14 protein-coding genes and 1 riboswitch are annotated in these 13,154 nt (G+C 45.3%); of the genes, 2 read left to right on the top strand and 12 right to left on the bottom strand.

Translation table 11 applies throughout. The annotated features are described in order from the left end of the window. Positions 1–5 precede the first annotated feature (5 nt). The 5 genes from ACZ5KY_RS08330 to ACZ5KY_RS08310 are packed head-to-tail and all read right to left on the bottom strand — an operon-like array spanning position 6 to position 5,367. Positions 6–743, bottom strand: coding sequence for a hypothetical protein (locus ACZ5KY_RS08330; protein WP_464243434.1), 738 nt, complete (start codon positions 741–743; stop codon positions 6–8). Between the two features lie 6 nt (positions 744–749). Further along, entirely contained in the window at positions 750–1,310 is a 561-nt protein-coding gene (locus ACZ5KY_RS08325; RefSeq protein WP_464243433.1) for a hypothetical protein, read from the bottom strand. Further along, on the bottom strand, positions 1,307–2,005 hold the full coding sequence (locus ACZ5KY_RS08320) for an energy-coupling factor transporter transmembrane component T family protein (protein WP_464243432.1): 699 nt from the start codon (positions 2,003–2,005) through the stop codon (positions 1,307–1,309). The genes ACZ5KY_RS08325 and ACZ5KY_RS08320 overlap by 4 nt, the downstream gene beginning before the upstream one ends. Then, positions 1,986–3,428 carry an ABC transporter ATP-binding protein gene (locus tag ACZ5KY_RS08315; RefSeq protein WP_464243431.1) on the bottom strand — a complete coding sequence of 481 codons (1,443 nt, stop codon included), beginning with the start codon at positions 3,426–3,428 and terminating at the stop codon, positions 1,986–1,988. The genes ACZ5KY_RS08320 and ACZ5KY_RS08315 overlap by 20 nt, the downstream gene beginning before the upstream one ends. Beyond that, complete coding sequence (locus ACZ5KY_RS08310; RefSeq protein WP_464243430.1) at positions 3,373–5,367, bottom strand: TonB-dependent receptor plug domain-containing protein; 1,995 nt, start codon at positions 5,365–5,367, stop codon at positions 3,373–3,375. Before ACZ5KY_RS08310 ends, ACZ5KY_RS08315 begins: the two co-directional genes overlap by 56 nt. A gap of 580 nt (positions 5,368–5,947) precedes the next feature. On the opposite strand from ACZ5KY_RS08310, the gene ACZ5KY_RS08305 reads away from it, so the two are divergent. Beyond that, a complete protein-coding gene (locus tag ACZ5KY_RS08305; protein WP_464243428.1) occupies positions 5,948–6,109 on the top strand; it encodes a hydrogen-dependent growth transcriptional repressor in 162 nt (53 codons plus the stop codon). 94 nt (positions 6,110–6,203) lie between these two features. Here the strand turns inward: ACZ5KY_RS08305 and ACZ5KY_RS08300 are convergent, their stop codons facing one another. Then, entirely contained in the window at positions 6,204–6,884 is a 681-nt protein-coding gene (locus ACZ5KY_RS08300; protein WP_464243427.1) for a hypothetical protein, read from the bottom strand. Positions 6,885–7,146: 262 nt separating this feature from the next. On the opposite strand from ACZ5KY_RS08300, the gene ACZ5KY_RS08295 reads away from it, so the two are divergent. Next, positions 7,147–7,512, top strand: a complete 366-nt coding sequence (locus tag ACZ5KY_RS08295; protein ID WP_464243426.1) for a hypothetical protein — start codon at positions 7,147–7,149, stop codon at positions 7,510–7,512. Positions 7,513–7,601: 89 nt separating this feature from the next. Here the strand turns inward: ACZ5KY_RS08295 and ACZ5KY_RS08290 are convergent, their stop codons facing one another. The 6 genes from ACZ5KY_RS08290 to ACZ5KY_RS08265 form a co-directional block, all read right to left on the bottom strand. Beyond that, complete coding sequence (locus tag ACZ5KY_RS08290; protein ID WP_464243425.1) at positions 7,602–8,036, bottom strand: MOSC domain-containing protein; 435 nt, start codon at positions 8,034–8,036, stop codon at positions 7,602–7,604. Positions 8,037–8,055: 19 nt separating this feature from the next. Further along, a complete protein-coding gene (gene moaA / locus ACZ5KY_RS08285; protein ID WP_464243424.1) occupies positions 8,056–9,033 on the bottom strand; it encodes a GTP 3',8-cyclase MoaA in 978 nt (325 codons plus the stop codon). 102 nt (positions 9,034–9,135) lie between these two features. Then, positions 9,136–9,411, bottom strand: a complete 276-nt coding sequence (locus ACZ5KY_RS08280) for a DUF4242 domain-containing protein (RefSeq protein WP_464243423.1) — start codon at positions 9,409–9,411, stop codon at positions 9,136–9,138. 29 nt (positions 9,412–9,440) lie between these two features. Then, entirely contained in the window at positions 9,441–9,692 is a 252-nt protein-coding gene (locus ACZ5KY_RS08275; RefSeq protein WP_464243422.1) for a MoaD/ThiS family protein, read from the bottom strand. A gap of 132 nt (positions 9,693–9,824) precedes the next feature. Next, complete coding sequence (locus tag ACZ5KY_RS08270; protein WP_464243421.1) at positions 9,825–11,552, bottom strand: aldehyde ferredoxin oxidoreductase C-terminal domain-containing protein; 1,728 nt, start codon at positions 11,550–11,552, stop codon at positions 9,825–9,827. 40 nt (positions 11,553–11,592) lie between these two features. After that, positions 11,593–11,711, bottom strand: a riboswitch (molybdenum cofactor riboswitch). Between the two features lie 97 nt (positions 11,712–11,808). Beyond that, positions 11,809–12,972 carry an iron-containing alcohol dehydrogenase gene (locus ACZ5KY_RS08265; protein ID WP_464243420.1) on the bottom strand — a complete coding sequence of 388 codons (1,164 nt, stop codon included), beginning with the start codon at positions 12,970–12,972 and terminating at the stop codon, positions 11,809–11,811. Positions 12,973–13,154 lie beyond the last annotated feature (182 nt).

The raw sequence follows: 13,154 nt of genomic DNA, 5'->3' as shown, positions 1-13,154 counted from the left end.
GAAATTCAATACACCTTAAGTTTTTGTCGACTTAAATTTTGCCAATGTCCCTGTTCATTGCGTTGAACCAGCAATACGGGTTGTCCTTTAACCTGAACAATTTTGACCTTATCGATCAAACAAATTCGAGCATCACCAGAGAGAACCTCCCCTTGCTCCGTTTGGACAGTAGACACCCACTTATGATTAAGAAGACTGGCAACATCAATCCCATTGTCGACAGGATCCGTATCAAAAGCTATTTTGCCCTTCAAACGGCCATCGTGTCCGCCCATGCGTAAGCCAATGCCAGCAATGGCACCAATAACGCCCTGCCCTGTCCCACCGTGCTGTGAAAGATGAACACCTGAGTGTAACGCTAACTCATAAGCCTGTGCCTTGGTTAACACTATTTTCTTAGCTTGTAGACCAAAGTCAATGACTTCGGCAACACAACGTAGCGTTTCTGGCAGGGCGACACACAATCCGGGGTCGGAACCCGTTGCACTCTCACTCGCTAAAAAATCACTGGCATAATTAATCACTTTACCCAGTGCGTGATCCTCAATCTGGGCCTGAAAACACATGGAACTATTGTGTGAGGTATAGGGGATATCAGGATGGATAAAAAGCTGATGGCGGGTAATATAGCTACACTCCCCCCAACCTTGTGTGTGGATATACGCGGCAATTTGACTGGCTAACTCGCCAGTGCCACAGCTCTCAAGATTATCAGTATCGTCGATGGACAGATAAATTTCCATATGGTGTTATTCTCCACCCGGTTGAGGTTGGACGAGGATACCTCGTGCTTTAAGTTTACGTAAGATCGAAGGGATAAGTAGCGCGCCAAGACAAGCAAACATGAGGCTAAAAAATGCATCAATTGACGCTTGTTGCACTAACACAATTCGATCCATTCCCAAAAAATAACCCTTTAACCAACTATTGATAAATTTACTCGCTCCAGCCAGCGCCGCGACAACAACACAACCCGTGACACTGAAAAAAAACAATGGCATTACCAGCGCTGCCAGATCGATCACTAAAGCTGGAAATAAAAATTTCAAAACAATTAGCGGCCCCCCTTTACCTAGGCCAATACTGGTAGCCATAAGTCCGGCCAAAAGAGCAGTCAGGCATGCCGACCAGCGGTAATTAACACAGCCGCGAGCAAGAAGTAACAGAGCTACGGTAAAAAACATGGCATGGCCGTTAATACCTAAGTGCCAACGAAACAACAATTTACACACAATAATAGAACCTGCACAAAAACCGATAAACAGTGCATCATTGAGCGGCAATCGATCCAACATCGTCTTTTTAGTCATCGTTCCTCCGACCAGCAACTGCGTTGGCCATTGTGAAAATTGCGTGCTTTGGCCGCCACGGCAATCTCAGCAGTAAGGGCTAAAGATTGCACCACAGCCGGCACGATTAAGCAGGTAACAAAATCAGGCCAGTGCCACGGACATAATAAATCACGAGCCGACAAACGCGCGCCCTTCAACACCTGCACTTGGTACAGAGCGGTCATATCAGCCAAGGCTAACGGGAAAAAATGTAAACTTGAGGCAAGAACAAAAGAAGCTTGCGCGGGTAAAAAGCGGCTGACAGTTTGAGCCAATTGGGAAGGTGACGTACTCCACAACAGCACCATACCGGGTACTAACGTCAAGAGTAATTGACACGAAATCTGCAAACCAGCACTTGCCCCTGCTGGATACCCCTGCTGATACAAATAAAGCGGGATAAGGACAGCAGTTTGGACCATAAATGGCTTCACCAACTTCAACCATAATCGCGAAGGTAAACCACACAACACAAACCATAAAACATTGATACTGGCGAGCGTAGCAACAGCCTCAGGCGCACGAACGATAAAAGCAAATGCTGACAACAGTAAACAAACCACTAAACGTACGCCAACAGGAGCGCGAAGCATCACCGCCCATTTTTTACTTAACGTTTGTACGTCATTGGCTGAATTCATCAGTTGCATTAGATCAGAACGATTGCGTCGCAAAAAGACCTCCTGAGATCGTATGGAGTTGATCGACCTGATCCATTACGCCTGGTTGATGATGACTGGTTCTCACCACCAGCGTCCCCTGCTCACGACTTTGGTGGTGTAACAACTGATACACTCGTTGCTGGTAATGGCTATCGAGGCCGGCAAAAGGGTCATCCAGCAACAACACCTGTGGCCTGCTCACCAACAACGAAGCGAGGGCCACCAAATGCTTTTGACCATAACTGAGTTTATGCGCCGAACTTTGTTCGAGATGATCAAGACCGCATGTAACGAGCGTCTGCTTAACAAGATCAGCCCGCTCGTTGCGGCATCGACCTGCCAAGCGATGACTCAACGCCAATTCATCATAGACACTGTTTTCACACAGCTGACGTTGTGGATTTTGCAGTAACCAACCAACACGACCGCGCATCATACGAGGCTGAGGGTGTTGGCCAAACAAACGCACCTCACCATGCAGCGGTGCTAAAAAGCCGCAGAGACACCGCAACAGCGTACTCTTTCCAGTGCCGTTACCGCCAACGACAAGCACCTGCTGACCTTGACTCCAACTAAAATCCTCGGCACGCCATAACGGCTGCTGCACATCACAACCAACGGTTAAATCAGAGGCTGTTAGCAGCGTCGCTCCTTTATTCATTGAAGAGGAGCCTACGGAGCTCGAAGCGTAAAGATGATCACCCTCTGTGGCCGTATATGTTGAGGGTGCCATTTTTCCCTCACGATCTAATAACCAGAACGAATCGATGAGATCACTAAGCGGCCCAGGGTTGTGTTCGCAGATGAGTATTGCCACCCCCTGCTGGAGCAGGCGCCGCAAGATGTAACGCAAATCGCGTAAGCCGCCTTCATCTAACTGAGCTACCGGTTCATCAAGGATTAACAGCTGAGGTTCAAGCACCAACATTGACGCCAGTAGTAAACGGTACTTTTGCCCCATAGAGAGCGTTGCCACCGGTGCACTAAGAGGAAGATCTAAGCCGACATGAGTCAATGCCTGTTCAACCCGTGCAGCCATCTGTTGTGGCGCAACCGCCATATTTTCTAAGCCAAATGCGACTTCAGCGCCAACCGTTCGCGCGAACAGTTGGCTCTCCGGGTTTTGTAGTACCAAACCAACACGCAATGTCGGAGTTTCACTCTCCAGCTGATAATGAATACTCCCTTGTTGCCGCCCTGTGGCCAGCAAACCTTTCAACGCTAAAGCAAGGGTCGACTTGCCACTGCCGGTGGCACCACATAAACAGTGGCACTCACCGGCAGCAATTGACCAATCAATATCGCGCAGCGTCCAATCACGCTCATCATAAGCGTAACTAAACCTCTGCAGCGACACTAACGCACTATCATCATAACGATTAGAAACGATATGAAACTCCACCGTAAACATTACGACCAGGTTGAGGATAACCATAACTTTGCTCATAATCTTCATCGAACAGATTATTGGCACCAAGATATAGCTCTAAGGCATCATTGAGCAGAGATTGACTGACCTTCACATCCACCAAAGTATAGGCTGGCGCGCGTTTTTGGCCCAATTCGTCCTTACCATAAAAATATTGGTTAGCAACATAGACCACCGAAGCTTGAGCCGTCATCCCCCAGGCAAAGTCGTAAAGCGTTTCAAAGGTCACCCGATCTCGTGGTCGGTTCTGCAGTTGATGCTTTTCACTGCTGGAAGAACGATCTTCCGACTCAAGATAGGAGTAACTTAGACTTAACAACAGATTGTCAAATTGACGGTTATCTAAAGCGACCTCAAAACCATGGAAAAGATATTCATCGTTATTTTGATTGATATCGGTATCATCTTTTTCGATGAAGTTGCTCGCATCGTTGACGAAGCCATTAATGGACAACACCGTGTTGGCGGGCAGCTGCTGTTCTAAGCCTAATTCATAGTGGAGAGTTTCTTCGGCCACTAAATCGGCATCGCCACCGCTCCCATAAAGTTGCTTAATTGATGGAAAACGAATTTTACGCGCATGGCTGAGCTTAAGACGGCTACTCGTAGTCACATCGTAATAAAGACCCATCATGTACGAATAGGTATCTTCATCGTTACCAGTGTCGCGATTTTGCCAGTGGTAGCCATAGCCTAAAACCATACCAAGGTTGTCGAGCAGGTTGACCTCATATTCTAAAGCCGTGCTATACACTTGAACATCTTCATCTTCAGAAGTGCGGAGAGTCTCTGTCTTTTTAGTCTTTTTGTCTGTAGAGATCGCAAAACCACGGTCAGACCAATCTTCATTTCGGCCCATCAACGCTAAGGTTAGTCCACCACGTTGCTGGAGATCCGCATTGATCTGCAGCGTTCCACCTGTTGATTTAGTGGTGCTATCCGAGGAGTAGGCACCATCCTTATCCTGAGTGTCATAAGAATCATCGTCGTAACGGTTTTCTTCTAACTGCAACTCATTGTAAAAGCCCCAACCACGAATACTAAAAACCCCCTCAGTCTGATGACTAAATGCCAACTGAGTTGCCACCCCTTCACTGTCATCAACCCGTAAATACTTCGGTTTCTTAGTATAGATATCTTTTTTATCGTAATTGGTGATCGCTGGCTTACCGTACTCGCCCTGTTGATAGTTGATGCTCACACCAATTTGAGTTCGATCACTGAGGGCATAATCAAGATTCGTGAACAGATCTGTTTGTTCGAGATCACTATTATCACGATCATCGCCATCTTCAGCGTCAGTGGTTGAATAATGGTTAGAAAGTGGAGCGCCATCACGATCAGCTCGACTGGCACTCACAAAGGCATTGTAACGTTCGCCCCCCGCAGCCATGGTTAAGCGACTAAGATAACTTTGCTCCTGAGCCACTTCAGCATTCAGCGTTCCCTGAAAGCCCTGTTGGCCGTGCTTAGTTATAATGTTAATCACACCACCATTACCGCCGGCACCGTAGAGCACCGAACCACCACCTGTTGTCACCTTGATTTCAGCAATCATTTCGGCTGGAATGGTGCGCGGATCAAACTGTCCATCGTAAGTGGAATTCATTGGAATACCGTTGAGCAAAAACAGCACGTGACGGGTTCTCATGCCGCGAATATCAATACGCGGTGTACCATCTGCGCCAACACGAATATTAACGCCTGGCACCAACTGTAGTGCTTCATTCAGAGTGCGCACGCCGCGAGATTCAATCGTCGCCGCTGTGACCGTCATGACTGTTGCCACTTTCTCCGTCGCCTGGTCCTCAGCGGTAACGATAACTTCACTCAGGTTGTATAATTCTGGCTCCTGTTGTACGGTTGCCATCGCAGTTGTCCCATATAATATTGCACTCGCAAGAACCAAACCGATTCGCAAGTTGCGCTGCCACACCATAGTCATAAAAAATCTCCAGTCTTCTCTTCACTAAATTGTTGAATAACGAAATGTTAGCCAACTAACATTAACAACAAGAGCATAACAATCCGCTCTTTGGCCTATTTAAACAATTATCCAAGCAATAACCATACCCGATGTATAACCTGATATATAACGCTTGAGCAACAACGTTTTAAGCAAAATCGTTGTCACAACAACCTGAACACCACTGTTCCAACACGTAACACCAACGTTCCAAAATGGTACAAAATGAATTTACCTTGAAACAATCACGACTGAAACCTTTATCAATAGTAAACGCTAATAAAGTTCATAGAGCCTATTGTTTCTAAAATCTTAATTCCCTTGTCAATCCATCCTGATACGAATTGTCTCAAAAAAGACCACATCCATATTTTTCGGCACAAAACACCAAATTTTATGAGCCATAAATCAGCTAGTTACAATTTTTGAAAAGTTGGCACACCTTTCGCAAAACAACACTAAAGCAAACAGTTGCACGGTATACATTGTTACCATTCAACGTTGCATCAACAGCAACGTCACACATAACTCAGTACTTTTAATAAAAAGGAGAAATCAGATGGGTAGGAAAAAGGAAAATGCAAAAAAGAATATTATTTCTTGTCGGATTGATGATAACGAAATGACAATGCTTAAGAAGTGCGCCAGCAGAGAGGGTGTCAGTATCACTGAAGTGCTGCGTCATAGCATTAACTTACTTCTAACCACCCCAGCCACCTAAGACAACAATTCTAACGGTGCTAGTTTACACAAATAACCCGGTAATTTATTTACCGGGTATTTTACTAAAAAATTAACAACAGACAGGCAACAATTCAGTACCGTAAAAAACGATACAATATCGCAGTCACTCCTGGATTATTACGATGATTAAAGCGAAAAACAGCTTCGGTCATCAGCAACTTACCAGATAGCGAACTGCGCTCTTTTTTTCTGCGACACAACTCTTGGATTATTTTTTCAAATTTTTCGAGATCACTCCTCCAAGATTTCGCCACACCTCCAATTGTAGCTTGGTCTACATAAACCAAACAATGAACCACCATCGATGGGATCCCTAACAATATCATCGCAGAATACCACCACCGATAATCGATAGATTCCGCACGAACATGTCGCCAAGACGGCTGAGATAAGCGCTCACACCACGTTGTCTCTGAATCAACAAGCAAACAGAACACCTCGGGCTCACTCTCATTGCGCGGTAAACGACAAGTTTTTTTCTCCTCGGCGTTTATCCCCTGCTCTATTAAGCCATAATGACGACACACCGTCTTGCGATCAAGATTCAGATTTACAGCAACGGTCTTAATTGGCGCACTAAGCCAAAAATAGAGCGCAATCTGCTTAAGAGTTTTTGCTGACAAGCGACTTCGCAAATGGCGGCGTGAATATTTTTTACCACAACGGCAACATTTTCTACGGCCATCACCAAGACGGTAACCTTCTCGAGAATGGCACTCAGGACAACAACTATGTCGTGATAACTGTGACATGGGTATACCTTTTTTCTGCCAAAAAAATAATTTCTATCCAATTGAAATAATTAAATAAAGCCCCTCTTATTCAGTCCGACAAACTGGATATCAACCCAAAACGCAAACTTGATATGTCATTATATAACGTATACAGTACACCACACCAACACTACTTCAAACTAAATACCATTTAAGGTTCCAACTTTAATGGTCACAACAAAGGATTGACAGCAGTTTTAAACAATCAGGGCGTACACCAGGTTAAAAACGGGAGGAAGCGATGACAAAAGATATTCAAGCTTACGTTGCCCACTATGCAGGGCAACTGATTGCCGACTGGTCCAACTCATCAATATGTGACAAAGACCAAAACAAACACATGTTAATCACGACAGAGGCAACAGGATTCGACCTGAAAATTTATCCCGCTCGAACAGGCTGCAATAACAACAAAAGCCGAGATGGTACTAACTACTGCATCATTAACGATGAAAAGGGTCACCACATTTGCATGTCAATTTACGGAAAATTATTTGATGGCTACGATCATGCCAGCACTTCGCATTTCAGTGGCATGGTTGATGATGACATTGTCGAACTTTATGATTATAACGAATCAGATTTCTTCAGATTCGAAAAGAATTAAACAACACAAAACGTTACAATACTGCCCTGAGCTTTCCTCGGATTTGTGGTTAAAACCACAGATTCGAGGGTTTTAGCTCTCACGATACATTATTGTAAAACAAATATTTGCGTACCAGCCTTTACGGGACCGCCCTCTATCACTTTGACGAAAATACCCTCTTTCGGCATCACACAATCGCCAGCTTGATGGTAGATTGCACAACGCGTGTGGCACTCTTTACCGATCTGAGTCACTTCAACGATGGTCGAACCGATATTAAGCTGAGTACCAACAGGCAGAGCGACCAGATCAATACCTGAAGTGGTGATATTTTCACCAAAATCTCCCGGACCAACCTCAAGACCTAATGCCTTCATTTTTGCGACACTCTCCATCGCCAACAGACTTACCTGTCGGTGCCACGGACCAGCATGAGCATCATCGACTATGCCATGCCGTTCTTCAAACATCACGCAATCAACGGGAGTTTTGCGCTCCCCTTTATTTTTACTGGTACAGACTGCTACAACTTGAGCTTGCATGGCAAAGATTCCTTTCTATTCAGCCACCGATGTTTGACATTGAAAAGGGGACATGCGGGGCATGAGTTGTGGATAAGTGGTGCCGAGCTGGTTTCGCTCCGATCATCTGCCGCAGTTCATCCATAAGAAACGAATCTGCTTCATGGCTAAGTGCTGGGCGTAAATTAATTCGATCATCTGAAAACAAGCAACTACTCGCATGGCCGTCAGCAGAGATTCTAATTCGATTACACTGCGCGCAAAAATGTCCCGACAACGGTGTAATTAAACCAAAGGTTCCACTAGCACCTTTAACACGGTACATTTTGGCTGGGCCACAGCGTAGGCCCGAATCAACAGACTCAATCTGGTGAGTTTGACAGATATGTTCAAGAATTTCCTGCCCAGTCATCACCAATGATTGCCAACCAGCTTCCTTAATAACAGGCATATATTCTATAAATCGAACACTCACTGCTGGTTCCATGGTTTTAGCGATAAAATCTAAAATTTCACCGTCATTGACCCCGCGCATGACCACGGTATTAATTTTAACCGGAAAACCAATATCACGTGCGGCCTGAATACCTTTCAGCACTGCACTGAGCTTTCCTCGACGGCTAATGCGAGTAAAAATCTCATCATGAAAGGTATCGAGACTCACATTGAGACGCTTAACACCCGCAGCATGGAGATCCGCAGCCATCTCAGGGAGCAATATGCCATTGGTGGTCAACACCAACTCTTTGAGTTTCGGCAGCTCTGATAACCGAGCCAAAAAATCGACCACCCCTTTACGTACCAAGGGCTCCCCGCCAGTAATCCTGATTTTCTCGATGCCTAACTCAGTCGCCACTGAAGCGATACGATACAGCTCTTCAAATCGGAGAATGTCACTGTGAGTCTGTTTCACTACACCATCGTTCGGCATGCAGTAACTGCAACGCAAATTACAGCGATCGGTGATGGATAAACGTAAATAGTTTATTTTTCGCCCAAACGTATCAATCAGTGACATGCAACCCCCATCGCACTAGCGTACTATTTAACGATAAACTAAATCTTGTGTTTTGCCAGAAGCTCAAATCGTATTGAACAACAAACTCGATGGTCTCGCAACTTACACTTGGGCCGTATCAGGATTGATCATCCCACGCACTTCAGAAATACGGCTCACAGGGAAGCCGCCCTTCGCAGCATGCTCTTGAACCGACTCTTCATCAGGAGCAACATATACGCAATACAGTTTATTTTCAGTGAGATAGCTTTCAATCCAACGAATTTGCGGCCCCATTTCATTGAGGATTGAACACGATTTTTGTGAAATGGCCTGTAGCTCAGCAGGGCTAAGATTTCCTACTCCGGGAATTTCACGTTCGATAATATATTTAGGCATAGTTAAAGTTCCTTTTGCTATTTTTAAAGTTAAGAGAAGTTACTTGAAGCCTCACATAAACCACCACTAACCAGGGGAAACAAAGCCAAGACATCCCCCTCATTCAACATTTTCGTTAGTGGCACATGGCGACTATTCATCATGACAACCACAATTTCAGATTCAGCAATCGCCAAAGTTGCAACGATGCCTAAACAGGTCACCGCTTCAGGAACGTCACGTTCCTCAATTTTAAAGCGGTCATTGCGGAATTGGGCAAATAACTTAATCGTCACCGCCATAATATTCACCCCAACCTATTTACTTATAGGACTGGACTATTCATCATAAAATTGTGCTAAAAAAACCGACGTGATCGAGGCAGACGATCACGTCGGTAAGGAGAGAGAGCCTAAGCTCCCATCAGAGTTTGTTTAAAAATCCCAAAAAGCATCGATCTCTGCATCGCTAAAATCCCAAACAGCATTGTGCGGAAGCACAGGCTCTTTAAAGAATTCAGGTAGACGGTCATGCTTATTGTTCAACCCTGCAGCCAAGTTAAAAGCATGCTCAGTTTTGAGGATTGACTTCCCGAGATTGGTCACATCATCACCTGTAAGAGCAATACCAAACCGCGCATTGAGCATATCGATCAGAGCGGGTAAACACTCAGGGTTGTCAAGAGCTGGGAACGCAATAAAAATACACATACCTGTTGAATCAACTGCAGCAGAAGCAATTTGAAGATTACGAGAAAGCTCAACTTGGCCTTCTTTTTTCAACGGATCGACAAAACCGCCAACATTAAGAATATTGGTAGCAATTGTGTAGCCTGCGGTATGGTCAGCGCCCATAGTGCTTGTGGCGTAGGTGATACCAATCCCTTTAACACTACGGGGATCGTAAGCTGGAATCGCTTGATTCTTAACGACAGGCACACGAGTCACGCCGTAAGCTTTACCAACGCTCGCGGTACCACAACCCAAAATCCGACCTAGAGGAGTTGCCATGGCAATCTCTTCTCTGAGCATACGCAGAATTCCTGCACCGTCACCGAAAGGTAGGATGCCAGCTTCCATTGCGACAGCGAACATCACCACAGTTTCGATGGAATCAATACCGATATCATCCATGATATTGTCGGCTTCTGCGATCTGATCAAGATTATCAACGAGGCAATTTGCGCCCATACCCCAAATGGTCTCGTACTCAAAACCTGAGGTCAGATAGTTACCATCTTTATCGTTATAAACTTGTGAGCACTGAATGAGGCAACCTTTATGACAACCGTGCTTCGGTTTACCACCACGCTCAACGATCGTGTCGTGCATGGTCTCGCCAGAGATCATGTCGTGCTTCTCCCAGTTACCTTCGGTAAAGTTACGTGTTGGTAGCCCACCAGCTTCGTTGAGGATATTAACCAGAATATTGGTGCCAAACGTAGGCAGTCCTTCACCAGCAACAGGGTGATCCATCAATGCCTTAGCAAACACCCGCGATGCCACTTTAAACTTTTCAGGGTCAGCAATAGCAACACGGCCAGAACCTTCAGGGTTAACAGTGATATATTTGATCTTCTTTGAGCCCATTACAGCCCCCAGACCACCACGGCCGTGACTACGGATTTTGCTGTCTGGATCTTTAACTGAGATATTCGCCGCAGTCATTTTCGCCTCGCCCACTTGGCCGATACTCATGACGCCGACTTTCTTATCGTACTTGGCTTCCATTGCCTCGATAACTGCGAAGTTACCCTTGCCAAGCAACTCAGTCTCTTCCGCAATGGTCACACCATTCATGGTCACATCAAGACTATAGTACTTGTCTTCTTTAGGTAGACCTTCAATGATAAGTGCTTTGATGCCCATTTTGGCAAATTGCTGAGCTGTAGTACCACCAACATTACTCTCTTTAATACCACCAGTAAGGGGGCTCTTAGCACCGCAGGACATACGTCCTGAGTTTGCTGCAGCTGTTCCAGAAAGCAGGCCTGGAGCGAACACTAACTTATTGCCATCACCAAGAGCATGGCACATTGGGTCAACTTCTGCGGCAACGATTGTCGATGTTAAACCTCGACCACCGAGACCAAGCCAGTTTTGTGGAACTTCCTCAACACTCGTAGTGAGGTTTGTCATATTTACGCGAAAAATTTTATCCATAGGTGCTACTCCCTTTTATCAAAGCTATTGCCTAATGCGATGTACACGTCATCAATCTCCTTTCCAAAAGGGAGGCTTCACCGTTTCCAGTAAAACCCGTCGACCTGCTACCATCAGGAAAAACCTCTAAGGCAATCAGGTTCGGAGACCGGTCATTGATTCCATCAACGAATGACCTTTACAACTCGTTGCAATAAAAACGTTGCAATAAAAAGGCCAAGAGAAAAATTCCTCTTGGCCTAGAATTGAACGCGATTTACATTGACGCCTTGTAAATATTGATCACTTCCTCAAGTTTTGCTTTACGAGGGTTAGTCAACATACATGCATCTTTCTGAGCATTTTCAGCCATGGTAGAAAGATCAGCTTCCTTAACATCAAGAGCAGTCAAACCAGCAGGAATACCGATAGAAGCAGAAAGATCACGAATTGCAGCAATACCTGCTTGAGCCGCCTCAACAGTGTTTAAGCCTTCGATGTTCTCGCCCATTGCAACAGCGATATCTGCGAAGCGTTGTGGGTTTGCGATGGTGTTAAACTCACATACCGCAGGAAGAAGGATTGCGTTGCACAGACCGTGTGGCAAGTTGTAGAAGCCACCAAGTTGGTGAGCCATAGCGTGAACATAACCAAGTGAAGCGTTGTTAAACGCCATACCTGCGAGGAATTCAGCATAAGCCATCTTGTCACGCGCTTCGAGGTTTTCGCCGTTGGCAACAACAGGGCGTAAGTATTCAGCAACCAGCTCAATCGCCTTAATTGCACACGCATCAGTGATTGGTGTTGCAATAGTTGAAACATACGCCTCAATCGCGTGAGTCAATGCATCCATGCCTGTTGCAGCAGTTAAGCCAGCTGGCTTACCAACCATCAAAACAGGGTCATTGATAGCGATATTAGGGGTACAACGCCAGTCAACAATTGCCATCTTAACGTGGGTTTCTGTATTAGTGATGATACAAAAACGTGTCATCTCTGAAGCGGTACCAGCGGTCGTGTTAATTGCTACGAAAGGAGGCATTGGCTTAGTGGTTTTGTTTACCCCTTCGCAATCACGAATGTGGCCGCCGTTTGAAGCAACCATGCCGATACCCTTACCACAGTCGTGAGAAGAACCACCACCGAGTGTAATGATAGTGTCACATTTTTCGTCTTGATAAACCTTCAGACCATCATGAACGTTCTTATCAGTAGGGTTAGGCTCTGAACCGTCAAAAATAACAACTTCAATACCAGAAGCTTCAACCTGAGCCTTAATTTGATCAGCCATGCCTGTTGCCACAATACCCTTGTCAGTTACCAACAAAGCCTTTGAACCGCCGAGCGCCTTAACTTGCTCGCCAGTTTCCTTTGAAGAACCAACGCCCATAAGTGAAACAGTAGGAATGTAAAAACCATAAGTTTGATCTGCTAAAGCCATTTTTTTCTCTCCAGTTTTGTTGTTAGTGCTACATAAATAAAATACATACGATATATTCCCACTGAGCAACAACAATGCCAGCCTTAAAATAAAATCGGTAACATACTGTAAACACAAGTCTTCTTAGCGAACAAACGTTCACAAGTGAAAGGACACCCCCCTCAGACAACATGAGACAAATC

This window comes from Desulfuromonas svalbardensis (assembly GCF_055389415.1).
The sequence above is the reverse complement of the archived record's forward strand: the minus strand, read 5'-3'. Positions and strand labels throughout refer to the sequence as shown.

Bases quoted from the DNA above. Each gene is read 5' to 3' on its own strand.
- ACZ5KY_RS08295 (WP_464243426.1), top strand. From the start codon at position 7,147: ATGACAAAAGATATTCAAGCTTACGTTGCCCACTATGCAGGGCAACTG.
- ACZ5KY_RS08310 (WP_464243430.1), bottom strand. From the start codon at position 5,367: ATGACTATGGTGTGGCAGCGCAACTTGCGAATCGGTTTGGTTCTTGCG.
- ACZ5KY_RS08300 (WP_464243427.1), bottom strand. From the start codon at position 6,884: ATGTCACAGTTATCACGACATAGTTGTTGTCCTGAGTGCCATTCTCGA.
- ACZ5KY_RS08275 (WP_464243422.1), bottom strand. From the start codon at position 9,692: ATGGCGGTGACGATTAAGTTATTTGCCCAATTCCGCAATGACCGCTTT.
- ACZ5KY_RS08265 (WP_464243420.1), bottom strand. From the start codon at position 12,972: ATGGCTTTAGCAGATCAAACTTATGGTTTTTACATTCCTACTGTTTCA.
- ACZ5KY_RS08315 (WP_464243431.1), bottom strand. From the start codon at position 3,428: ATGGTTATCCTCAACCTGGTCGTAATGTTTACGGTGGAGTTTCATATC.
- ACZ5KY_RS08270 (WP_464243421.1), bottom strand. From the start codon at position 11,552: ATGGATAAAATTTTTCGCGTAAATATGACAAACCTCACTACGAGTGTT.
- ACZ5KY_RS08325 (WP_464243433.1), bottom strand. From the start codon at position 1,310: ATGACTAAAAAGACGATGTTGGATCGATTGCCGCTCAATGATGCACTG.
- ACZ5KY_RS08280 (WP_464243423.1), bottom strand. From the start codon at position 9,411: ATGCCTAAATATATTATCGAACGTGAAATTCCCGGAGTAGGAAATCTT.
- moaA (WP_464243424.1), bottom strand. From the start codon at position 9,033: ATGTCACTGATTGATACGTTTGGGCGAAAAATAAACTATTTACGTTTA.
- ACZ5KY_RS08330 (WP_464243434.1), bottom strand. From the start codon at position 743: ATGGAAATTTATCTGTCCATCGACGATACTGATAATCTTGAGAGCTGT.
- ACZ5KY_RS08290 (WP_464243425.1), bottom strand. From the start codon at position 8,036: ATGCAAGCTCAAGTTGTAGCAGTCTGTACCAGTAAAAATAAAGGGGAG.
- ACZ5KY_RS08305 (WP_464243428.1), top strand. From the start codon at position 5,948: ATGGGTAGGAAAAAGGAAAATGCAAAAAAGAATATTATTTCTTGTCGG.